22 protein-coding genes are annotated in these 21,300 nt (G+C 63.6%); 9 read left to right on the top strand and 13 right to left on the bottom strand.

Features of this window, described 5'->3' with window-relative positions; all coding sequences use genetic code 11:
• Positions 1–13: 13 nt before the first annotated feature.
• Together NX782_RS08815 and NX782_RS08810 are read left to right on the top strand one after the other, a co-directional pair.
• Complete coding sequence (locus tag NX782_RS08815; RefSeq protein ID WP_258845072.1) at positions 14–1,312, top strand: acetyl-CoA hydrolase/transferase family protein; 1,299 nt, start codon at positions 14–16, stop codon at positions 1,310–1,312.
• A 76-nt stretch (positions 1,313–1,388) separates the two neighbouring features.
• Positions 1,389–1,913: a DsbA family protein gene (locus NX782_RS08810; RefSeq protein WP_258845071.1), complete on the top strand. Its 525-nt coding sequence runs from the start codon at positions 1,389–1,391 to the stop codon at positions 1,911–1,913.
• Here the strand turns inward: NX782_RS08810 and NX782_RS08805 are convergent.
• The 7 genes from NX782_RS08805 to NX782_RS08775 all read right to left on the bottom strand — a co-directional run bounded on the left by NX782_RS08805 (position 1,837) and on the right by NX782_RS08775 (position 8,146).
• Positions 1,837–4,017, bottom strand: a complete 2,181-nt coding sequence (locus NX782_RS08805) for a sodium-translocating pyrophosphatase (RefSeq protein ID WP_258845070.1) — start codon at positions 4,015–4,017, stop codon at positions 1,837–1,839. The two genes, NX782_RS08810 and NX782_RS08805, sit on opposite strands and share 77 nt — an antisense overlap.
• Positions 4,018–4,162: 145 nt before the next feature.
• Positions 4,163–4,819 (bottom strand): adenylate kinase, encoded by a 657-nt coding sequence (gene adk / locus NX782_RS08800; protein WP_258845069.1) that lies wholly within the window; start codon positions 4,817–4,819, stop codon positions 4,163–4,165.
• A gap of 160 nt (positions 4,820–4,979) precedes the next feature.
• Positions 4,980–5,732 (bottom strand): 3-deoxy-manno-octulosonate cytidylyltransferase, encoded by a 753-nt coding sequence (gene kdsB / locus NX782_RS08795; protein WP_258845068.1) that lies wholly within the window; start codon positions 5,730–5,732, stop codon positions 4,980–4,982.
• A 16-nt stretch (positions 5,733–5,748) separates the two neighbouring features.
• Positions 5,749–5,922 carry a Trm112 family protein gene (locus NX782_RS08790; RefSeq protein ID WP_258845067.1) on the bottom strand — a complete coding sequence of 58 codons (174 nt, stop codon included), beginning with the start codon at positions 5,920–5,922 and terminating at the stop codon, positions 5,749–5,751.
• Positions 5,903–6,946, bottom strand: coding sequence for a tetraacyldisaccharide 4'-kinase (lpxK, locus tag NX782_RS08785; RefSeq protein WP_258845066.1), 1,044 nt, complete (start codon positions 6,944–6,946; stop codon positions 5,903–5,905). Before lpxK ends, NX782_RS08790 begins: the two co-directional genes overlap by 20 nt.
• 142 nt (positions 6,947–7,088) lie before the next feature.
• Positions 7,089–7,541, bottom strand: coding sequence for an ExbD/TolR family protein (locus NX782_RS08780; protein ID WP_258845166.1), 453 nt, complete (start codon positions 7,539–7,541; stop codon positions 7,089–7,091).
• Entirely contained in the window at positions 7,541–8,146 is a 606-nt protein-coding gene (locus NX782_RS08775) for a MotA/TolQ/ExbB proton channel family protein (RefSeq protein WP_036237285.1), read from the bottom strand. Before NX782_RS08775 ends, NX782_RS08780 begins: the two co-directional genes overlap by 1 nt.
• A 1,204-nt stretch (positions 8,147–9,350) precedes the next feature.
• Here NX782_RS08775 and xseA point away from each other — a divergent pair.
• The 6 genes from xseA to NX782_RS08745 all read left to right on the top strand — a co-directional run bounded on the left by xseA (position 9,351) and on the right by NX782_RS08745 (position 15,357).
• Positions 9,351–10,712, top strand: a complete 1,362-nt coding sequence (gene xseA, locus NX782_RS08770) for an exodeoxyribonuclease VII large subunit (protein ID WP_258845065.1) — start codon at positions 9,351–9,353, stop codon at positions 10,710–10,712.
• A gap of 82 nt (positions 10,713–10,794) precedes the next feature.
• Positions 10,795–11,373, top strand: coding sequence for a superoxide dismutase (locus NX782_RS08765; protein ID WP_258845064.1), 579 nt, complete (start codon positions 10,795–10,797; stop codon positions 11,371–11,373).
• Positions 11,374–11,493: 120 nt separating this feature from the next.
• Complete coding sequence (locus NX782_RS08760) at positions 11,494–11,988, top strand: arsinothricin resistance N-acetyltransferase ArsN1 family B (protein WP_258845063.1); 495 nt, start codon at positions 11,494–11,496, stop codon at positions 11,986–11,988.
• Between the two features lie 170 nt (positions 11,989–12,158).
• Positions 12,159–12,617: a Rid family detoxifying hydrolase gene (locus NX782_RS08755; RefSeq protein ID WP_258845062.1), complete on the top strand. Its 459-nt coding sequence runs from the start codon at positions 12,159–12,161 to the stop codon at positions 12,615–12,617.
• A 188-nt stretch (positions 12,618–12,805) separates the two neighbouring features.
• Positions 12,806–14,500, top strand: coding sequence for a matrixin family metalloprotease (locus NX782_RS08750; RefSeq protein ID WP_258845061.1), 1,695 nt, complete (start codon positions 12,806–12,808; stop codon positions 14,498–14,500).
• 170 nt (positions 14,501–14,670) lie between these two features.
• On the top strand, positions 14,671–15,357 hold the full coding sequence (locus NX782_RS08745; RefSeq protein ID WP_258845060.1) for a response regulator: 687 nt from the start codon (positions 14,671–14,673) through the stop codon (positions 15,355–15,357).
• Here NX782_RS08745 and NX782_RS08740 read toward each other — a convergent pair whose 3' ends face one another.
• From NX782_RS08740 to NX782_RS08730, 3 genes are read right to left on the bottom strand one after another with little or no spacing between them, the layout of a single operon-like run.
• Positions 15,358–16,107 (bottom strand): SDR family oxidoreductase, encoded by a 750-nt coding sequence (locus tag NX782_RS08740; RefSeq protein WP_258845059.1) that lies wholly within the window; start codon positions 16,105–16,107, stop codon positions 15,358–15,360.
• A 19-nt stretch (positions 16,108–16,126) separates the two neighbouring features.
• Positions 16,127–16,807 carry a hypothetical protein gene (locus NX782_RS08735; RefSeq protein ID WP_258845058.1) on the bottom strand — a complete coding sequence of 227 codons (681 nt, stop codon included), beginning with the start codon at positions 16,805–16,807 and terminating at the stop codon, positions 16,127–16,129.
• A 2-nt stretch (positions 16,808–16,809) separates the two neighbouring features.
• A complete protein-coding gene (locus tag NX782_RS08730; protein WP_258845057.1) occupies positions 16,810–17,673 on the bottom strand; it encodes a MipA/OmpV family protein in 864 nt (287 codons plus the stop codon).
• Positions 17,674–17,970: 297 nt separating this feature from the next.
• Between NX782_RS08730 and NX782_RS08725 the strand changes: the two genes are divergently transcribed.
• The gene (locus NX782_RS08725) at positions 17,971–19,287 is read left to right on the top strand and encodes an ATP-binding protein (RefSeq protein ID WP_258845056.1); all 1,317 of its coding nucleotides are present in this window, start codon (positions 17,971–17,973) and stop codon (positions 19,285–19,287) included.
• Here NX782_RS08725 and NX782_RS08720 read toward each other — a convergent pair.
• From NX782_RS08720 to NX782_RS08710, 3 genes are all read right to left on the bottom strand, one after another.
• A complete protein-coding gene (locus NX782_RS08720) occupies positions 19,280–19,948 on the bottom strand; it encodes a thiol:disulfide interchange protein DsbA/DsbL (RefSeq protein WP_258845055.1) in 669 nt (222 codons plus the stop codon). The genes NX782_RS08725 and NX782_RS08720 overlap by 8 nt on opposite strands.
• Before the next feature lie 141 nt (positions 19,949–20,089).
• Entirely contained in the window at positions 20,090–20,419 is a 330-nt protein-coding gene (locus NX782_RS08715) for a hypothetical protein (protein WP_258845054.1), read from the bottom strand.
• A gap of 9 nt (positions 20,420–20,428) precedes the next feature.
• On the bottom strand, positions 20,429–21,103 hold the full coding sequence (locus NX782_RS08710) for a thiol:disulfide interchange protein DsbA/DsbL (protein WP_258845053.1): 675 nt from the start codon (positions 21,101–21,103) through the stop codon (positions 20,429–20,431).
• Positions 21,104–21,300 lie beyond the last annotated feature (197 nt).

Genomic DNA, 21,300 nt, shown 5'->3' with positions numbered 1-21,300 from the left:
ACAGGAGACGACGATGCAGAATCTGCAGGAGATGTACCAGTCGAAACGCGGCAGCGCCCTCGACGCCCTCGACCATTTACTCGACGGCGACATGATCATCGTGCCGACCGGCGTCGGCGAACCGCCCACCCTGCTGCATGCGCTGTCCGAGCAGCACCAGCGTTTTTCGGACATCAAGATCGCGCAGATCCTCGCCATGCGCAAATACGGCTATTTCGAGCAGGCTTGCCGCTCCCACGTGCGGCACGCGTCGCTGTTCTTTGGCGGCGCCTCGCGCGCGGGCGGCCAGGGCGGCTGGTGCGATTTCATCCCGAATTATTTTTCCGAGATCCCGGCCCTGATCGAGCGCGGCCTGATGCCGTCCGACGTCGTGTTCGCGATGGCCTCGCCCATGAGCCCGCACGGCTTCTTCGCCCTCAGCCTGGGCACCGACTACACGATGGCGGCGGTCGCCAAGGCGCGCGTGGTGATACTCGAGGTGAACCCGAACGTGCCCTTCACCCATGGCCAGTGCCATGTCCACCTGTCCCAGGTCACGGCCATCGTCGAGAGCGACGAGCCGATCCTGGAAGTCGGCCTGCCGAAGATCGGCCCGGTGCAGGAAGCCATCGGTGCGCTGGTGGCCGAGCAGATCGAGGACGGTTCGACCCTGCAGATCGGCTATGGCGGCATCCCCGACGCCGTGGTGATGCAGCTGACCGGCAAGCACGACCTCGGCATCCACACCGAGATGATCGGCGACGGCATCCTGAAGCTGGTCGAATCCGGCGCCGTCAACAACAGCAAGAAGACGCTGTTGCCCGGCAAGATGGTGGCCACCTTCGCGCTCGGCTCGCGCAAGCTCTACGAGTTCATGCACCAGAACCCGATGCTGGAGATGCATCCCTCGAACTTCACCAACGATCCGTATATCGCCGGCCAGAACGACAAGCTGGTGTCGATCAACGCCAGCCTGCAGGTCGACCTGCTGGGCCAGTGCGGCAGCGAAAGCATCGGCCACCTGCCCTATTCCGGCACCGGCGGCCAGGTCGACTTCGTGCGCGCCGCCAACCGCTCGCGCGGCGGCAAGTCCTTCATCGTGCTGCCCTCGACGGCCAAGGACGGCACCGTCTCGCGCATCGTGCCGACGCTCTCGCCCGGTACCCACGCCACCACCAGCAAGAACGACGTCAACTACGTGGTGACGGAATGGGGCGTGGCCCAGTTGCGCGGCAAGTCCGCCAAGCAGCGCGCGCAGGCGCTGATTGCGATCGCGCATCCGGATTTCAGGCCGTCCCTGCGCGAAGAGGCGAACAAGATGTGCGTCTTTTGATTCCGCTCCGAAACTCGCGGCAGCGATCGGGCGCCCATGCCATGATGCTCTCATCGCGAACACAGGAGCTAGACCCATGAATCGAGTAGACGAGATCGGCCCGGACGAACACGTGCGCGGCGCCGGCGATGCCACGCTGACGCTGATCGAATATGGCGACTTCCAGTGCCCCTATTGCGCGCGCGCCCATGCGGCGCTGAGCGAGCTGACGGACGAGCTGGGAAGCATCCGCCTGGTGTACCGCCACCTGCCGCTGTCCGACCTGCACCCGCTGGCCGAGCTGGCGGCGGAAGCGGCAGAGGCCGCCGCCAGCCAGGGCAAGTTCTGGGAGATGCACGACATCCTGTTCGAACAGCAGCGCCAGGTCATGGACAAGCAGGATCTGGCCGTGCTGGCGGAAAGCCTGGACCTCGACATCGAACGCTTCCGCACCGACATCGTGGAACGGCGCCATCGCCAGCGCGTGCAGGACGACCTCGCCCGCGCCCGCCACGACGGCGCCTCCCAGACGCCGAGCTTCTTCATCAATGGTGTGCGCTACCAGGGCGATTCGGACCAGGAATCGCTGCGACAGGCACTGACGGAGGCGCTGGGACGGTAGCGATGCGCGCCGCCACGGTGGCCGGCGCCGGCGCCTGCATCATCTGCGGCGGCGTGACCGCCAGCCAGCCGCCGCCGGCCGGCAGCAAGGGCACCAGCAGCAGCGCCACGATGTTGATGATCTTGATCAGCGGGTTCACCGCCGGCCCGGCCGTGTCCTTGTAGGGGTCGCCCACGGTATCGCCGGTGACGGCCGCCTTGTGCGCCTCCGAACCCTTGCCGCCGTAGTGGTTGTCCTCGATGTACTTCTTGGCGTTGTCCCAGGCGCCGCCGCCGGTCGTCATCGAGATCGCCACGAACAGGCCGGTCACGATGGTCCCCATCAGCATGCCGCCCAGGGCTGCCGGCCCGAGCAGCATGCCGACCGCCACCGGCACCACCACCGGCAGCAGCGAAGGCAGCACCATCTCGCGGATCGCCGACGCGGTCAGCATGTCCACCGCCTTGTCGTATTCCGGCTTGCCGGTGCCGGCCATGATGCCGACGATGTCGCGGAACTGGCGCCGCACCTCGACCACCACGGCGCCGGCCGCCCGCCCCACCGCTTCCATCGCCAGCGCCCCGAACAGGTAGGGCACCAGGCCGCCGATGAAGAGGCCGACGATCACCATCGGGTTCGACAGCTCGAAGCTGATGCGGGTGCCGCTCGCCTCCAGCGCATGCGTGTAGTCGGCGAACAGCACCAGCGCCGCCAGCCCGGCCGAGCCGATCGCATAGCCCTTGGTGACGGCCTTGGTGGTGTTGCCGACCGCATCCAGCGGGTCGGTGACGGCGCGCACGCTGTCCGGCAGGCCGCTCATCTCGGCGATGCCGCCGGCGTTGTCGGTGATCGGTCCGTAGGCATCCAGCGCGACGATGATGCCGGCCATCGACAGCATGGCGGTGGCGGCGATCGCGATGCCGTACAGCTCGCCCAGCGCATAGGCCACCAGGATGGCCGCGCACACCACCAGCACCGGATAGGCGGTCGACTTCATCGACACGCCCAGGCCGGCGATGATGTTGGTACCGTGGCCGGTGGTCGAGGCCTCGGCGATGTGGCGCACCGGACGGAACTCGGTGCCCGTGTAGTACTCGGTGATGTAGACCATCAGGCCGGTCAGGACGATCCCGACCAGCGCGCAGCCCAGCATGCGCCAGCGCATCGCATCGTCCGCCCAGGCCATCCAGGTGACCAGCGCGAAGCCGATCAGCGACAAGCCAGCCGACCACCATAGCCCCGTGTACAGGGCCGACATGATCTTGTGCCCCGGGCGGTTCTTGACCAGCGAGCAGCCGACGATGGAGGCGATGATGGACACCGCGCCCAGCAGCATCGGGTACACCACGGCGGCACCACCCGTGGCCGGCACCATGAGCGCACCCAGCAGCATGGTCGCGACCAGGGTCACGACATAGGTCTCGAACAGGTCGGCCGCCATGCCGGCGCAGTCGCCGACGTTGTCGCCCACGTTGTCGGCGATGACGGCGGGGTTGCGCGGATCGTCCTCGGGAATGCCGGCCTCGACCTTGCCGACGAGGTCGGCGCCGACGTCGGCCCCCTTGGTGAAGATGCCGCCGCCCAGGCGCGCGAAGATCGAGATCAGCGAGGCGCCGAAGGCCAGGCCGACCAGCGGCTGGATCGCGTCGTGCGGCGACAACGCGGGGTCGGAGCGTACCACCAGGAACCAGTAGAACAGCGAGACCCCGAGCAGGCCCAGCCCGACCACCAGCATGCCGGTAATCGCTCCGCCGCGGAAGGCGACGTGCAGCGCCTGGTCGAGCCCGCTGGATGCGGCCTGGGCGGTGCGGACGTTGGCGCGCACCGAGACGTTCATGCCGATGAAGCCGCAGGCGCCGGACAGCACGGCCCCGGTCAGGAAGCCGGCCGCGGTCAAGCCGCCGAGGAGAAAGTAGATGGCGATCAGCAGGACGATGCCGACGATGCCGATGGTGCGGTACTGGCGCGCCAGGTAGGCCGACGCGCCCTGCTGGATGGCCAGCGAGATTTCCTGCATGCGGCCGTTGCCGGGATCCTGTTGCAGGACCCAGCTGCGCGACCACAGCCCGTAAAGTACCGCGATGACGCCGCAAACGACGGCGAAGCCCAGCTGTGTGGATGCCATAGATCGTCCTCCCTTGTCCTTCGATCAAATACAACACGCAGGTACTGCGAACTTTGATCCAAAAACCTGGACGGATGGCTATGTGTCATCCGGAGCCAACGGGCGGCGCCTGCTGCATGCGGCGCGCCCGCCTGTTGAAACAGCCTTACTCGGCCAGCGCGGCGAAGGCTGCTTCGCGCACCTGCTCGACCGGGCCCACGCCCGAGATCTTGCGGTACTTCGGTGCACCCGGCAGACCCGACTGGGCCCACTTGTTGTAATAGCCGAGCAGGACTTCGGTCTGGTTGTGGTAGACCGCCAGGCGCTTCTTGACGGTTTCTTCCAGATCGTCGTCGCGCTGGACCAGCGGCTCTCCGGTGACGTCGTCCTGGCCTTCCACCTTCGGCGGATTGAACTTGACGTGGTACACGCGGCCCGAAGGCTGGTGGGTGCGGCGGCCGGTCATGCGCTCGACGATCATCTCGTCCGGCACGTCGATCTCCAGCACGTAGTCGATGTTGACGCCGCTTTCCTTCATGGCGTCGGCCTGCGCGATGGTGCGCGGGAAGCCGTCGAACAGGTAGCCGTTGGCGCAATCCGCGTCCTTCAGGCGCTCCTTCACGAGACCGATGATGATGTCATCCGACACCAGCTGGCCTGCGTCCATCACCTTTTTCGCCGCCAGGCCCAGCTCGGTGCCCGCCTTGATGGCGGCACGCAGCATGTCGCCGGTGGAGATCTGAGGAATGTTGTATTTTTCTTTAATGAAATTCGCCTGGGTGCCTTTGCCGGCACCGGGGGCTCCTAACAGAATGAGACGCATGAAGGATTTCCTAAAAGGTGTTGATGCAAGTGTTGATGCATATTTGACTAGCTCGATCCGAAAGTTACCACAAAAGCAGCGGCCAACGCCACTGCGGGGGATGGATCGAGGGGATAGATTGCGCTGGCGCAGACCGCACCAGAAGATATTTCCAACCGGATCAAGACGCGAAGTAAGCGCGTACGCGTTCCAGATCTTCCGGGGTATCGACGCCCGCCGCCGGCGCGCTCTCGGTTACGTGCACGGCAATTGGCACGCCATGCCAGAGCACGCGCAACTGTTCCAGCGCTTCGATCGTCTCCAGCGGCGAAGGCGCAAGCTGCGGATACTGCTGCAGGAAAGCGTTGCTGTAGGCATACAGACCGATGTGACGCAGCGGCACATAGCCGGCCGGTAATTGGTCGCGGCTTTGCGCAAAGGCGTCGCGGTGCCAGGGGATGGTGGCGCGCGAAAAATACAAAGCGCGACCCAGCTTGTCGAGCACGACCTTGACCACGTTCGGATTAAAGGCGTCCGCGGCATCGTGCAGCGGATGGGCGCAGGTGGCCATCGGCACGTCGGCGCCGATGCGGGCCGCGCAGGCGGACAGCAGGGCCGGGTCGATCAGCGGCTCGTCGCCCTGCAGGTTGACCACCACCGCATCTTCCGGCAAGCCGAGCGTGCGCGCGACTTCGGCGATGCGGTCGGTGCCGGACGGGTGGTCGGCGCGCGTCATGCAGGCTTCGATGCCGTGCGCGGCGCAGGCAGCCAGGATGTCGGCATGGTCGGTGGCGACGACGATGCGGGCGGCACCGGATGCCCTGGCCCGCTCGGCGACCCGCACCACCATGGGCTTGCCGCCCAGGTCGGCCAGCGGCTTGTTCGGCAGCCGGGTCGAGGCCAGGCGTGCCGGGATGATGACGACAAAGCTCATGGGCGTGCTGCCAGGCTCAGACCGACGGCTCGACCTTGCGGGCCTGGTCGGCCCACATGATCGGGATGCCGTCACGGATCGGATAGGCCAGGCGGTCCGGGCGGCAGAGCAGCTCCTGCCCTTTTTTGTCATACTCGAGGGGTCCCTTGCACAGGGGGCAGACCAGGATATCAAGCAGTCGGGCGTCCACGACATTTCTCCACGATTTGAGCGGCCAGCACAGCATCGAGCTGCGCGGTGACCGGGACGACCCACAGGCGCGGGTCGTTGTTCAGATGTTCAAGTTGCCGACATTTTACTGCATCCTTCTCGGTAATCAGGATGAGGTCGGCATCCAGGCCCCGGAACGGGTCGTCGAGGAAGTCGTGGTGGTCGGGCAGCGGCAGCTCCTGGACCGCCAGGCCGGCCGCTTTCAGCATCGCGAAGAAGCGGCCCGGGTTGCCGATGCCGGCGGCGGCCACGATGCGCTTGCCGGCCATTGTCGTGGCCAGGCTGGACAAGGGAACGCGCTGCTGCGCGTCGCGCAAGGGCGCCGCATACTCGCCCGCCAGCTGCATCCGGTAAGGCCGGCCGCCGACCGCCCGCGCCAGCGCCGGCGTGAGTTCCGGCGTGTTCACGACCGTGAAATCGCGGCGCCGCGAAGGCGGCTCGCGCAGCGGTCCGGCTGGCAAGGTCCAGCCATTGCCGACGCCGCGTCCGTCGAACAGCACCAGCTCGACGTCGCGCTGCAGGGCGTAATGCTGGAGGCCGTCGTCGGTCACCACCACGTTCACCTCGGGATGGCGTTCGAGCAGATAACGGCCGGCATCGACGCGGCGGCGCCCGACCACGACCGGGCAGCCGGTGCGATGCGCGATCAGCAAGGGCTCGTCGCCGACCTCGCGGGCGCTCGATTCGGGCAAGACCTCTCGCGGGCCGCTGTCGCCTTCGCCGCCATGGCCGCGCGAAATCACGCCGGGCCGGAGGCCGGCGGCGCGCAGCTGCTCGACCAGCCAGATGGTCAGCGGCGTCTTGCCGGTACCGCCGATGAAGATGTTGCCGACCACGATCACCGGCACCGGCAGGCGCCCGGATTGCAGTACGCCGGCGCGGAACAAACCCGCGCGCAGGCTGGCGAGCAGCCGGAACAGCAGCGACAGCGGCCACAGCGCAATGGCCAGGGGGCCACGCCGCAGCCAGGCGCGGGTGAGAGTGGATTCGAGGGAGGATGCCATATTGTGTTGCCGTCATTCCCGCGGAAGCGGGAATCCACGCTGAAACGCCAAAGCTGGCAAGGCTAGCGATGAAGCAAACCAGCCGAGTTCTGGTATTCAGCATGGATCCCCGCCTGCGCGGGGATGACGTGTGTATGCTGGGTTATTTCTGTCCGCCGCTCTGCGCCGCAAACGTCAGCTTGTCATAGCCCGCCATGCGCGCCGCTTCCAGCACGTTGATCACCATCTGGTGCATGGCGAACTGGTCGGCATTGACGATGATGACCGGGTCCCTGGCCGGGTTGGCCAGCGGCTGGCCGTCGGGGCCGGTGGCGGCGGCACGCTTCAGGTCGTCGGCCAGGCCGGCCACGCCATGGAAGGACACCGCTACATTGTTCACCGTGTAGTTACCCTTGGCATCGACGGTGACGTTGATCTCGAACGGCTTGTCGATCGCCTTCTCGGCGTCGGCGGTCGGCAGGGTGATCTGCAGCTCGGTGAACTTGCTGTAGGTGGTGGTGACCATCAGGAAAATCAGCACCACCAGCAGCACGTCGATGAACGGGATCAGGTTGATTTCCGGATCCTCGCGCTTGCGGCCGCGGCGGAAGTCCATCATTTGCGCGCACCGTGGACGACGTCGACGAATTTCACGGCCTGCAGCTCCATATCGATGATGAAGCTGTCGACCAGCGCGCGGAAGTGGCGGTAGAACACCAGGGCCGGCATCGCGATCGCCAGGCCGAAGCCGGTGTTATACAGGGCCACCGAAATACCGTGGGCCAGCTGGGCCGGATTGGTGCCCGATGCATTCTGGGCGCCGAAGATCTCGATCATGCCGACCACGGTGCCGAACAGGCCCATCAGCGGCGCCAGCGAGGCGATCGTGCCCAGCGTGGTCAGGAAACGCTCGAGCACATGGGCCACGCCCCGGCCCGCTTCTTCGATCGATTCTTTCATCACGTCGCGCGGGGCGTCGACGTTGCGCAGCGCGGCTGCCAGCACGGCGCCCAGCGGCGAGTTGGTCTGCAACTTGTCGATGATGTCCGGCGTGACCTTACCGCTGCGATAGACCTGGATCACCTCATCGAGCAGCTGGCGCGGCAGGATCTTTTCGCGGCGCAGGTAGATCAGGCGTTCGATGATCAGCGCCAGGGCGATGATCGAGGCAATCAGCAACAGCCAGATGGGCCAGCCGGCGGCTTGGAGAATGGCGAGCAAAGGAACTCCTGTATAGAGGAAACTAGAGGAAACGATACGAATTGCGCAATGTAACGTGTTGCCCGATTTGCGGCAAGTAGAGTTCTGCACACTTTCTGTGGATAAAAGTGTGCGCAAGGAAGCATGAGACAGGAAAGATCCTTGATTCTTAAAGGATATTTTTCCATGCGTAAAAACTTGGCAGGGATTGAGCGAGATTTCCGCTTCCCAAGGGTCTGAGCTGCCATCGGTGAAACTTGCCCACAATTTCTGTGGATAAATTTGTGCGGAATATGCCTTCTTCGAGCTAAGCCCTTGATTTTACTTGAGGAAATTTTTGCGATGAAAATTTTAGCAGTATCTTCCTGCTGTAGTTCTACTCCGGTCGAGCCCGTTTCCTCACAGTTTTTGTGGACAAAACTGTGCGCAAGCGCACATATTCAAACCAAGTCATTGATCTGTAAGGAAAAAGTTGTCGAGCCCGTTTTTTAGGCAGCCCGGGTTACGCACATGTGCAGTCCGCTTTGCACACAAACTGTGGAAAACGATGTGAGCAAGGATACCCTATGCAATCTCAAGCGCTTGAATCTAAAAGGAAAAGCTCTACACGATCAAAAAATAGGCAACAGGGCGACTGCCCACCCAACTGCGCCATGAAGCGATCTGCGCGTCAGGGCTGGTATAGTCCCATCCCTGACAAGACCGATGCCAGGACCTGGACAGCACGCTTCTTCACAAATTTTGTGGAAAAGATTGTGAGCAAGGACCTTGATCAAGATCAAAGCCTTTGAAAACAAAGAACAATTTACCGGTGCAGCATTTTTAGGCAGGTCCGCAGTTGTGCACATCAGGGGTCCTGGCCGCCCTGGCGCAGGCAGGTTTGCACACAAATTGTGGAAAACGATGTGTGCAAGGCGCTGAACTGTGGACTAAGTGCTTGATTGCCTTAGAAAAACATATGCATGCACAATTTTTACGCAGCACGTATAGCTGGACCGCTTATCCACTTCCTCACAGATTCTGTGGATAAGATTGTGGCCAAGTGGCACCCGGGCTACCCAAGTGTTTGATCCGTAAGGAAATTTTGTTTCTGCATCGAAATCAGGCAGCTGAAATAAGCATTAATAATCAACCGTTTACAAAAACTATTTGTTGTACACCCTGAGATATGGCGCTCACAATATGCAGCCATGTTTTTGTGGACAGTTCAACTTAACTCATCCATATGTTCCCTGCTTCCGACGCCGATCCCGCCTACGCCACCCCATCCGTCCTCACCGTTACCGCGCTCAACCAGCAGGTCGCGCGCCTGCTGGAACGCTCGTTTCCGCTGGTGTGGATCGCCGGCGAGATTTCGAACTTCACTCGCGCGGCCTCCGGCCACTGGTATTTCACGCTGAAGGACGATGCCGCCCAGGTGCGCGCCGTGATGTTCCGCGGCCGTGCCCAGTACGCCGGCTTCACGCCGCGCGAGGGCGACAAGGTCGAGGTGCGCGCGCTGGTGACGCTGTATGGCGCGCGCGGCGACTACCAGATCAACGTCGAGGCGATCCGCCGGGCCGGCGTCGGCGCGCTGTACGAAGCCTTCATGCGCCTGAAGGAAAAGCTCGGCAACGAAGGCCTGTTCGACCAGGAACGCAAGCGCCCGCTGCCGCTGTTCACGCGCGCCATCGGCATCGTGACGAGCCTGCAGGCGGCGGCCCTGCGCGACGTCCTCACCGCGCTCAAGCGCCGCGCGCCGCACGTGCGGGTGGTGCTCTACCCCGCGCCGGTGCAGGGCCAGGGCGCGGCCGAGAAGATCGCCGACGCCATCGCCACCGCCTCCAGCCGCAAGGAAGTCGACGTGCTGCTGGTCTGCCGCGGCGGCGGCTCGATCGAAGACCTGTGGAGCTTCAACGAAGAAGTCGTGGCGCGCGCCATCCATGCGGCATCGATTCCGGTAATCTCGGGCGTGGGCCACGAGACCGATTTCACGATCGCCGACTTTGCCGCCGACCTGCGCGCCGCCACCCCGACCGCCGCTGCCGAACTCGCCGCGACCGCCCGCGCCGACTGGGTCAGCTCGCTGGAGGCCGATGCCGACGACCTGCGCCGCGCGATGGAGCGCATCCTGTCCGAAGCCAACCAGAACCTCGACAGCCTGAGCCGGCGGATGATCAGTCCCTCGGACCGGATTGCGCACCAGCGCCTGAAACTCCTGGGCATGGCGAGCAGTCTGACGCATGCGGTGCGCGCGCCGCTCAATCGCAACGGCGTGCTGCTGGCCCAGTTGCAGCAGCGCTGGGCCCGCCACCTGCCGGATGTGCGCTCGCTGCGGGCTCTGCTATCGTCCGAAAGGCGCCAGCTGGCCGCCAGCATGACGAGCACGCTGCGCCAGCGGCGCGAGGCGCTCGCTGCGCTGTCGGCCCAGCTGGAGCTGCTGAACCCGCAGCGCACGCTGGAACGCGGCTATGCGATCGTCAGCAATACCAAGGGCAAGGTGCTGCACGCGCCCGGTCAGATCAAGCCACGCGACACCATCGTGGTGCGGCTGGCCCAGGGCACGGCCGAGGTCGGCGTGGCCAGCGTGCAAGACTTGCTAGAGTAATCTGCAACCTTTCCGCATCCGGTTTAGAATATGCGACCGTTTCGGAAGAACGACCCGTTTCCAACCAATCAAGGAATAAGACATGGAACATACTCTGCCGCCGCTGCCGTACGCCAAGGATGCCCTCCAGCCGACCATGTCGGCTGAAACCCTGGAATTCCACTATGGCAAACACCACCAGGCTTACGTCACCAACCTGAACAACCTGATCAAGGGCACCGAGTTCGAAAACCTGTCCCTGGAAGAGATCATCAAAAAATCGCAGGGCGGCATCTTCAACAACTCCGCCCAGGTGTGGAACCACACCTTCTTCTGGAACTGCATGAAGCCGAACGGCGGCGGTGCGCCGACCGGTCCGGTGGCCGACGCCATCAACGCCAAGTGGGGCTCGTTCGACAAGTTCAAGGAAGAGTTCCAGAAGTCGGCCGTAAGCAACTTCGGCTCGGGCTGGACCTGGCTGGTGAAGAAGGCCGACGGCACCGTCGACATCGTCAACACCTCGAACGCCGGCACCCCGCTGACCACCGAAAACAAGGCCCTGCTGACCGTCGACGTCTGGGAGCACGCCTACTACATCGACTACCGCAACGCACGTCCGAAGTTCGTGGAATCGTGGTGGAACATCGTCAACTGGGACTTCGTGAACCAGAACTTCGCGTAATCCAGTCCGGACCCGTTCCTGCCTGAAGCACAGCCCGCCCCTGCGGGCTGTGTCCGTTTACAGCCTTGACATCCAGGCGGCTTTACGCGGATATTGCTGTAACCACAACGGATTATCGCAATGAACATTCGTCCCGCCACCGCCCTCGACGCCGCCCCCATCTGCGCCATCTACAACCCCTACGTCGCCAACACGGCCATCAGCTTCGAGGAAGCGCCCGTCAGTGAAGAGGACATGGCCAGGCGCATCGCCGACGTCGGCGCGGCCGGCCTGCCCTGGCTGGTGCTGGAAGCCGACGGCAGGATCGCCGGCTATGCCTATGCCACCAAATGGCGGGTGCGGCCGGCTTACCGCACCTCGGTCGAAAGCTCGATCTACCTGGACCCGGCCTTCGCCGGGCGCGGACTCGGCCGCCAGCTCTACGGCGCCCTGCTCGACGAGCTGCGGCGGCGCGAACTGCACATGGTCATCGGCGGCATCGCGCTGCCGAACGAGAATAGCGTCGCCCTGCATGAAAAGCTGGGTTTCCGCAAGGTGGCCCATTTCTCGGAGGTCGGCATGAAGTTCGGCCGCTGGATGGACGTGGGTTACTGGGAACTGAAGCTCGGCAGCTGAGACCGCGCCAGGTAGCACAACATTCAGTACAGCAATCTTGTATTTAGCAAATTGATCCAGCACTAATCATCGACGGATTCTCCATTCGCATCGCCAGCTGAAGCGTTTAATAAAGCGAACGCAGCCATGAAACGGCCAGCGTCGACGCCTTTATTACTGTGGAGAATCCCGTGTTCAAGAAACGCATACTGATGGCGCTGTGCCTCGGCATCAGCGCATGTGCACTGACTGGCTGTGCGGTGCCGGCCCGTAAAGTCGTGCTGTCGACCGACCGGATCTATCCGGCAATCGGTCCGTATTCGCAGATGATCGGCTACGGCAATCACATCTATTTTTCCGGCCTGATCGCCCTGAATCGGGAAGGTACGGCGATCGAGGGCGCCACCACCGCAGAGCAGACGCGGCGGGTACTCGAGTACATCGGAGAAGGCCTGGCGTCGCAGGGCCTGAGCTACGACGACGTCCTGTCGAGCACCGTCTACCTGCAGGACCTGAACGATTTCGCGGCGATGAACGCGGTGTATGCGGAGTTCTTCAAGAAGGATCCGCCGGCCCGCTCGACGATCCAGGTGGCACGCATCCCGCGCGACGCCAGGGTCGAAATCGCAATCGTCGCTGCACGCCGCTGAGTCCTTCTGCATTGATGAGGAGCCTGGGGGGCACGACCGGGACCTGAGCCCAAAGGGCTGAATACTCACCGGCTGAAGCGGTTTTACGTTGCACTGATCCGTTTGAGTTACATCAAAGTTCGCCAATGGCTCACTTCTACGCTGGGTCGACATACTTGTTTGTTCACTCCTCGAGCAAGGAGGACACCATGGCGGAGAGTAAGGACTGGAATAAGTTGCAACATGAGATGACCAGGCTGGGCTTCCTGGATCGCGACCAGGTAACCGAGCTGAGGGGCGACCAAGTCATTCCAGTGCCATTGCAAAAAGCCTTGGCAGATGCGAACCAGGCCTTCGGGCTCAATCTATCCCATGCGATCATTACCGACACTAAAGTAAATGACTTCGCACAGATCAACGACTTCATCGGGCTGCTGACGGACCGCTTTTGCGGTGTCCCGGACCGTGGCGGCAAGATCGGCCCCCTCACGTTCGGCCCTCCTGGCGGGCGCTGGCGCCGCTCCTCCCTGACGTACTCGATCGATACCAACGGCTGCATGTTCGTGATTCCGCCGGGTACGGCACCGACGACGCCCGGCGCGGTGATCGCCCGTGCTTTCGGCCAGTGGCAAACGGCGGCTGCGCCGTATTTGACGCTCACGCAGGTTCCGCCCGGCGCCGGACCAAATATCCGGCTCTGGTTCGATAACGGAAAGGCCGATCCGCGCCTGGGTACGGCCAACGGCGTACTCGGCTCCGCTCCGCCACCGGAAAGCGGAGAGATTTACCTCGACGCCGGCGAAACGTGGACGCCGGACCTGTTGCAGAGGGTGTCGGTTCACGAAATCGGGCACGCGCTCGGACTCGGACATTCGAATATGCCGAGGGGGACCATGTACCCATACCAGTCACCTTCAGCCCTTATCGATAACGAATCGCGCGACGCCATCAGGATGATGTATGGGTGGCGGCCGCAACAGCACTGCCCTGATCGCGGCACAAGCGACCGGCCCGCCCTGGGCGTCACCAGCGTGAGTAATTTCACGGGACATTTCAACACCGTGCACATGCTGTGGAAAGGGGTGCACGACGATCACCGCATTTATGGTTCCGAACTGGGACCGGACGGGTGGTCTCCGCAGGAGATCATTCCCAGGATAGGCTCGACGCATGGGCCCAGCGTGACAGAGATCGACAGCCCCTCAGGGGTAATGGCCACGGGACTGATGATGGCATGGAAAGGTATTCCCGGCGACCAGGGCCTCTACTGGTCCAGGAACTTCGGCTTCGGCCAAGCCTGGCATACGCAAAGAAATATTCCGGGCGTCGGTTCGAGTACCAGGCCGGCTATCGCCAACGTCATGGGCCGCGTCTACATGGCATGGAAAGGCGTTCACGGAGACCAAGGGATTTACTGGTCGGCTTTCGACGGCAATGAAACCTGGACTCCTCAAAGACATATCGACGGCGTGGGTACATCCGACGCCCCGGTGCTGGTTGGCTTGGGCAACCGGCTTTATATGTTCTGGAAAGGCGTGGAAGGAGACTCCACCGCCTACTACTCCTTCATGGACCCCGGCGATCCCTTCTCCATCTGGCACCCGCAACGTCGGATCGAATATTTTTCGTACACGACGGAAGGTGGCGTGCCGCACGCGATCGGCACGACCGGCGGCATGACTGCGACACCGCATGGAAACGCGATCCTCCTTGCATGGAAGGGTATCGAAGGCGATTCGTCGATCTGGACCAGCCTGTTCGAAAACGGGGAGTTCAGCGGCCAGGTATCGGTTCCAAACGTGGGCACCTCGGTCGGGCCATGCGCCGTCGAATCGGATGGCACCGTGTACATGGCTTGGAAAGGTATCTCCGGCGACAGCACTATCTGGTACTCGACCCTGTGACGGAATTGGACACCGCTGCGGCGCACCCAGCACGCTCAGCGGTGGCCTTATGAGGAGGTCGCCGGATCGCGCCATCTTGTCGCGAAACTGTATCAGTTTGTCAATGCATGCCAGCATTTGTGCTCCTTTGATACTTGCTCTTATAGAATGTCGGGGTCAAGGAGAAAACCATGTATCGCGTACTGTTGGTAGAAGACGATCCGCGCCTCGCCGAACTGGTGACGGAATATTTATCCAGTTATGAATTTTCAGTCGAGCTCGTCACGCGCGGCGACACTGCGCTCGAGCACTTCAAGCAAAGCCAGCCCGACATCGTCGTGCTCGACCTGATGCTGCCCGGCATGGACGGCATGGTCGTGTGCCGACAGATCCGCGAGCAGTCCGAGGTGCCGATCCTGATCCTGACGGCGCGCGAAGATACCTACGACGAAGTCTCGGGCCTGGAACAGGGCGCGGACGACTTCGTCAACAAGCCAGTCCAGCCGCGTGTGTTGCTGGCGCGTTTGCGGGCCCTGCTGCGCCGGACCCAGCAGAAGTCGATGCCGGATACCCGGGTGCTGGAATTCGGCGCCCTGCGCATCATGACCAATGACCGCAGCGTGAGCTGGCGCGGCCAGCCTTGCGTGCTCAGCAATACCGAGTACAAGCTGCTGCTGGTGCTGGCCGAGGCGGCCGGACGGGTGCTGTCGCGCGACGAACTGCTCAAGAAGATGCGCGGCATCGAATTCGACGGCCTGGACCGCAGCATCGACAACTGCATCTCCAAACTGCGCAAGAAGTTCGACGACAACCTGTCGGAGAAGATCAAGACCGTGTGGGGCGAGGGTTACCTGTTCTCCCCTTCGGCCTGGAATTGATCACCTGCCTCCAGAACAATCGATGAAGCTGCCCGTGGTATAGGACGCTTCATCGGACAGCAGCCACAGCACGGCGCGCGCCACCTCCTCCGCTTCCCCGCCCCGCCCCATCGGCACTGAGCTCTTCAAGCGTTCAATGCGGCCCGGCTCGCCGCCGCTGGCGTGCATCTCCGTGTCGATCAGGCCGGGCCGCACGCCGTTCACGCGGATACCCTCCTGGGCCACCTCTTTCGCCAGGCCGATGGTCAGCACGTCCAGCGCCGCCTTCGAGGCCGCATAGTCGACGTATTCGCCGGCCGCCCCGAGCACCGCGGCGCGCGAAGAGACGTTGACGATGGCGCCGCCGCTGCCGCCGTGCCGGGTCGACATCCGCCGCACCGCCTCGCGCGCGCACAGGAAGCTGCCGGTGACGTTGGTGGCGAAGATGCGTTCGATGCGCGCCGCGTCCATCTGCTCGACGCGCATCTGGCGCGCCAGGATGCCGGCATTGTTGACCAGGGCATCGAGGCGGCCACCGTGCGCGTCGACTTCGCCGAACAGGCGCAGGACCTCGTCTTCGCGCGCCACATCGGCCTGCACCGCGAAGGCGCTGCCGCCGGCTTCTTCGATCGCGCGGACGACGCCCAGCGCGGCATCGCGGTCGGTACGGTAGTTGATGCAGACGCGGTAACCGCGCGCGGCGGCCAGCAGCGCGCAGGCGGCGCCGATGCCGCGACTGGCGCCGGTGATGAGGATGGTTTTATCGGTCATGCGCACAAGAATAGCGCGCTTACTCGAACAGGGGAAGGATGGCCAGCGGCGCGTTGAAGGTGGCGACCTGCCCGCGCTCGGCGCCGGCCTGGAAGCGGTAGATCACGGCCGGGAAGTCGTCCGGCTCGCCGATGACGGGGGCCAGCACCTGCTCGCCGCTGTCGGGACGGCGCAGGCGTGCCCCGCCCTCGGTCTTCCTGGGGAACACGAAGCGCACGCCGGCGCACTGGCGCGCGCGCTGGGAGGCGTCGACGTAGCGCGCGAAGCCCAGCGCCTGGGCGCAGCCGGCGCGCAGCTCGAGCACGTCGTAGACGCCGTCCGGGCGCACCGCGATCGAGACCTGCGGGCGCAGCACGAAGCCCAGGCCCTTGCGGCTCAGGGACAGCGCCGCGTTGTCGTCGTAGGCGGCCTTCTGCAGCGGGAACACGGTGCGTCCCAGCAGGTCGAGCGGCAGGCTGAGCTGGGTCGAACGGCCCGACAGCAACAGCTGCAAGCCCTCGGCCAGCGCGCCGCGCTCCTTCGGCAGCACCTGCAGCTGGCTCACCAGCAGGTTCTTGGGGCCGCCGTATTTCTCGAACTGGACCATGGCCCGGTAGGCGTCCCGGTAACTCACGGCATCCTCTGCGTGCGCCTGCGCGCCGGCCGAACCGGCCGCCAGCAGCAGGGCAAGGGATGCGATGAATTGTCGGGCAGAACGCATCGTCAGAATCGATAAGCGATGGCGGTCGAAACCGTCAGGTTGGTGGACCGCTCGGTCAGCGGGCTCTTGCGGGCATCGCCCAGCAGGCGTTTGGCCTGCAGGTTCGAGGTCAGCATCCAGGACGGGCTCAGCGTCCAGTTCCAGCGCACACCAAGGTGCACGTCCTGCAGGCCGCCGCCCGGCTGGTAAGCCTGGAAACGGCTGCGCGCGGCTTCCGCCATCGTGACGCCAAAATAGGTTTCGTTGAACTGGCGATTGACGAAGCCGACCCCGGCCGACAGCGACAGGTGATGGCGCTCGCCGGTGGCGAAGGCCAGGCGCTGCACGCCGAGGTCCAGGCGCGCGCCGTCGTGCTCGCGGCCGGCACCGACCAGCAGGCTCGAGGTCAGGCGCCACTGCGGGTTCAAATAGGTATTGTAGAAGGCACCGACTTGCAGGCGCGCACCGATCTCATCCATACCCGCCAGGCGGGCCGGGGTCTCCCCCCGCGCAAACGGCGTCAGCGGCGCCGGGGGGGCGGTAGCGTTCAGGCCGATACCGTCGACGTCGGTACCGGCGCCGGACTCGTCGCGGCCAGGCTGGATCGCCAGCAGCGGGCCGTACTCGACAGTGGGGGAACTCGACAGATGCATGCCTGCGCTCATCCCGGAAATGAAGATGCCGTTGCTCCATTCAACCTGGAGCACAGGCAAGGCCGAGACCTTGCGGCTCCCCGTTCCCTCGTAGCGCGGCGCCGACTGCACGCCAAGACCGACGTACATGTCGCGGCTGCCGTCGGGCATCAGGTTGAGGGCCGGCGTCTGAGCCAGGGCAGCGCCACTGGCCAGCGAACCGGCGCTCAGGACGAAGGAGAGGAGCTTGTTCATAGTGCCGAGTTAAACGATTCAGGAAAACAACATTCTACGTGCTTGTCTTCCCTCCTCCCAAAATCCCGGTTCTCCACATTGGCTGCCCTCTTTCATTGCGAATAAAAAAAGGCCCACCATCGCTCGCGCATCAGGTGGGCCAAACGGAAAAACCTGATGAGTTACCATCCTACGCAGACCTGGCAAGCGAATCCGCCTCGACATGTCCAGCATTTGTCGCAACTTTGTAAAATATGGTTTTGCTGATCATTGCTCCTATACAATTCCGCCCATGAGCAAGACCACTTCCGCGACGGCGTGAACCGCCTGTTTTTCCGCTTCTTCATTCTGGTCATGCTGTCGATCACGGCAGCAAGCTTCGTCATCTATTTCATTTTCACGCGCCTGTTCGGCGATCCGCTCGAGGACATCGCGCGGCGCCAGGCCTCGGCCCAGATCTTCCTGCTCGAACAATACGTCGACCAGGCCCCGGCCGACGAATGGCTGGGCCGCCTGAACAAGGTGCGTGAAGTATCGACCGCGCATTTCGACCTGGTCCCGCTGGACCAGGCCAGGCGCGCCCTGCCGCGCAACGACCGGGCCGCCTTCGAACGCGGCGAGATCGTGATCGACCCGGCCCGCAAGACCTTCTTCCGGCGCGTCGACCTGGCGGGCAACCGCTATATCGGCAGCAACGAGGAAGCGATCCGCGCCTCCAGCCTGCCGATCGACCTCGGCCAGGCCCTGCTGATGGAAGTGGTGCGCTATGTGGTGGTGGCGCTGGCGCTGCTGGTGCCGATCGCATTGTGGTCGCGTTCGCACTGGCAGGGCCTGCAGATGCTGGCGCGCACGGCCGACGAGTTCGGCGCCGGCCAGTTGTCGGCGCGCGCCCGCATGCACCCTTCCGATGCGGCCTATCCGCTGGCCGAGCGCATCAATGCGATGGCCGAACGCATCCAGGGTTTATTGGAATCGCAGAAGAACCTGCTGCACTCGGTGTCGCACGAATTGCGCACCCCGATCGCGCGCCTGCAGTTCGCGCTCGAACTGGTGGAAGCCCGCATCGACGACCCGGCCCTGGCCAAGCGCATCAAGGCGATGGACGGCGACCTGGCCGAGCTGAACGAACTGGTCAACGAACTGCTCTCGATGAGCAAGCTGGACAACGCCATCGAGCCGCAGCGCGCGCTGTTCGAGGTCGAGCCGGTGCTGCGCGAATGCGCCGAGGGACTGCATCCGAGCCCGGCCACCCTGCACGTCGAACTCGGCAGCCGGCTGGGCAGCATCGACGGCGACCGCCGCCTGCTGGCGCGCGCGGTCGGCAACTTGCTGCGTAATGCCCAGAAATACGCCGCGCACACGGTGGCGCTGAGTGCGCGCCACGCCGACGGCGAGCTCGAGATCCTGGTCGACGACGACGGCCCCGGCATCCCCGAAGAGGAACGCGAACGCATCTTCGAGCCCTTCTACCGGCTCGACCGCAGCCGCGACCGCGCCACCGGCGGCTTCGGGCTCGGGCTGTCGATCGCGCGCAAGGCGGTCAGGCTGCACGGCGGCAGCCTGCGCGTGGAGCGCTCGCCGCTGGGGGGTGCAAGGTTCGTGATCGCCCTGCCGGACGGCGTTCTGATTATTTAGTCGCAGCCGCCTTGGCCACCAGCGCATCGGCGATCTGCAGCGCGCCCTGGTACATTTCCTGAGGATTGTTGGTCTTGGTGCTTTCATGGACCATGCCCGGCGAGGTCATGTATTTGCCGTCGACGATGATGGTCGGCACCGAGTCCACCTTGTAGTTCTCGATGATCCGGTTCAGGCCGCGCAGGCGGGCCTGCACGCCGAAGGAGTTCCATGCATTCAGGAAGGTCGTGCGGTCGATGCCGTTCTTCGACACCCAGTCGATGATGGCATCGTCCTTGTTCAGGCGGATGCGCTGCTTGTGCACGGCATTGAAGACCTTCTCGTGCATGTCGTCGAGGCGGCCCAGCGCTTCCAGGGTCAGGTACAGGTGCGCTTCCGGATCGTTGGCGCCGGCATAGGGCATGTGGATGCGGCGCACCTGGATGCGGTCGCCCTGCTTCTTGACCCATTCCTCGAAACCGGGTTCCAGGCCATTGCAGACCGGGCAGTGGTACATGAAGAATTCGATGACCTCGACCTTCTTGCCGGTCGTCTGCACCGGCTGCGGCTGGGCCAGGGTAACGTAATCGACGCCGTTCTGCGGGTTCGCCGGCGAGGCGAAGGCCGGGCTCATGGCGGCGGTGGCGAGCAGGCAGGCGGCGGCAAGGCGCAGGAGACGCATGGGACTAATCCTTTTGATCGTATGAAGGGTATGCATAGCTTAGCATTCTTTCGAGAAAGGATTGCCTTAAGGGAAACTTAGCGGGCAAAAAAAATCCCGCTGCGGAAGCGGGATTTTTTCGATGCCTGCGATACGCGGCCATCAGCGGCGGCGCGCCTCGGGCTGTTCCGCCCTGAGGTGGGTGACGCCGTACCACAGGTGCTCCCACCAGTGATCGCGCGAGCTCACGATGCGCAGGCACTGGCGGTCGACTTCACCTTTGAAGACCGGATCGGCGCACTTGTTGGTGAGCAGGGCGTAACGCTGGTTCTCGGCATTCACGAGCGCGATGCAGAGCCAGAAGACCATGCCGACGAGGACCGCGACCACGCCCCACAGCCAGTGGAGGTAGTACTTGGTATCGGCCAAGTCCTCGTCTTCCGGCTTGGACTTGTCGTACATCTTCAGGATCTTGCCTTCTACATCGCTCATAGCGCTCGCTTATTTCGTCTTGGCTGCCTTGGCGACCAGCGCGTCCATGACCTGCAGGGTTGCCTGGAACAACTGCGGCTCGTTGTTCGTCTTGACCGTATTGTAGACCGTCGCCGGCGAGGTCTGGTACTTGCCGTCGATGACGATGGTCGGCGCGCCGTCGACCTTGTAGGCATCGACGATCTGCGGCAGGCGGCGCAGCTTGGTCATCACGCCGAAGGAATTCCAGGCGTTGGTGAAGGTTGCGCGGTCGATGCCATTCTTCGAGACCCAGTCGATGACGGTGGCGTCGTCACGCATGCGGACGCGGTCGACGTGGATCGCCTTGAACACCTTGGCATGCATCTGCTCGACCTTGCCCAGCGCTTCCAGGGTCAGGTACAGGTGGGCTTCCGGATCGTTGGCGCCTGTTGCCGGGATGTGTACCCGCTTCAGGACGATATTGTCGCCCTGCTTTTTGACCCATTGTTCGAACTGCGGTTCCAGCGCATTGCAGTGCGGGCAGTGGTACATGAAGAACTCGATGACCTCGACCTTCTTGCCGGCAGCCTGCACCGGCTGCGGTTGCGCGAGCGTGACGTATTCGACGCCGCTTTTCGGGTCGGTCGGCGAAGCAGAAGCCGGGATGGACACGGCCGTGGCGACGAGGCTGGCGGCGAGCAGGGCGAAACGCAGGGAACGCATAAGTATCCTTATCGGGTTGGTTGTGCAAACGACCGCGAGATTACCACTTTTTCGCCCCAAAGCCGAACCACAAGACCGTTTTTTGCAATTGCTTACCGCTGTAACGACGACTTACCTCAAACCGGGGTCAGACACCGATTTTTGGCAATGACCGCATGGAAGTTGCCAAAATTTGGTGTCTGACCCCGGTTTGATTT

This window comes from Massilia norwichensis, from assembly GCF_024753245.1.
GTDB classification, from domain to species: domain Bacteria; phylum Pseudomonadota; class Gammaproteobacteria; order Burkholderiales; family Burkholderiaceae_D; genus Telluria; species Telluria norwichensis.
Note: the sequence above shows the minus strand (reverse complement) of the source record. Positions and strands in the feature narration are given on the sequence as shown.

What these genes read in the sequence shown, in the direction of transcription:
- NX782_RS08815 (WP_258845072.1), top strand. Translation starts at nt 14, where the DNA reads ATGCAGAATCTGCAGGAGATGTACCAGTCGAAACGCGGCAGCGCCCTC.
- NX782_RS08805 (WP_258845070.1), bottom strand. Translation starts at nt 4,017, where the DNA reads ATGGCATCCACACAGCTGGGCTTCGCCGTCGTTTGCGGCGTCATCGCG.
- NX782_RS08715 (WP_258845054.1), bottom strand. Translation starts at nt 20,419, where the DNA reads ATGAGCGATGTAGAAGGCAAGATCCTGAAGATGTACGACAAGTCCAAG.
- NX782_RS08750 (WP_258845061.1), top strand. Translation starts at nt 12,806, where the DNA reads ATGGCGGAGAGTAAGGACTGGAATAAGTTGCAACATGAGATGACCAGG.
- NX782_RS08780 (WP_258845166.1), bottom strand. Translation starts at nt 7,541, where the DNA reads ATGGACTTCCGCCGCGGCCGCAAGCGCGAGGATCCGGAAATCAACCTG.
- NX782_RS08735 (WP_258845058.1), bottom strand. Translation starts at nt 16,807, where the DNA reads ATGCGTTCTGCCCGACAATTCATCGCATCCCTTGCCCTGCTGCTGGCG.
- NX782_RS08730 (WP_258845057.1), bottom strand. Translation starts at nt 17,673, where the DNA reads ATGAACAAGCTCCTCTCCTTCGTCCTGAGCGCCGGTTCGCTGGCCAGT.
- adk (WP_258845069.1), bottom strand. Translation starts at nt 4,819, where the DNA reads ATGCGTCTCATTCTGTTAGGAGCCCCCGGTGCCGGCAAAGGCACCCAG.
- NX782_RS08745 (WP_258845060.1), top strand. Translation starts at nt 14,671, where the DNA reads ATGTATCGCGTACTGTTGGTAGAAGACGATCCGCGCCTCGCCGAACTG.
- NX782_RS08710 (WP_258845053.1), bottom strand. Translation starts at nt 21,103, where the DNA reads ATGCGTTCCCTGCGTTTCGCCCTGCTCGCCGCCAGCCTCGTCGCCACG.
- NX782_RS08765 (WP_258845064.1), top strand. Translation starts at nt 10,795, where the DNA reads ATGGAACATACTCTGCCGCCGCTGCCGTACGCCAAGGATGCCCTCCAG.
- lpxK (WP_258845066.1), bottom strand. Translation starts at nt 6,946, where the DNA reads ATGGCATCCTCCCTCGAATCCACTCTCACCCGCGCCTGGCTGCGGCGT.
- NX782_RS08810 (WP_258845071.1), top strand. Translation starts at nt 1,389, where the DNA reads ATGAATCGAGTAGACGAGATCGGCCCGGACGAACACGTGCGCGGCGCC.
- NX782_RS08760 (WP_258845063.1), top strand. Translation starts at nt 11,494, where the DNA reads ATGAACATTCGTCCCGCCACCGCCCTCGACGCCGCCCCCATCTGCGCC.
- NX782_RS08740 (WP_258845059.1), bottom strand. Translation starts at nt 16,107, where the DNA reads ATGACCGATAAAACCATCCTCATCACCGGCGCCAGTCGCGGCATCGGC.
- kdsB (WP_258845068.1), bottom strand. Translation starts at nt 5,732, where the DNA reads ATGAGCTTTGTCGTCATCATCCCGGCACGCCTGGCCTCGACCCGGCTG.
- NX782_RS08720 (WP_258845055.1), bottom strand. Translation starts at nt 19,948, where the DNA reads ATGCGTCTCCTGCGCCTTGCCGCCGCCTGCCTGCTCGCCACCGCCGCC.
- xseA (WP_258845065.1), top strand. Translation starts at nt 9,351, where the DNA reads ATGTTCCCTGCTTCCGACGCCGATCCCGCCTACGCCACCCCATCCGTC.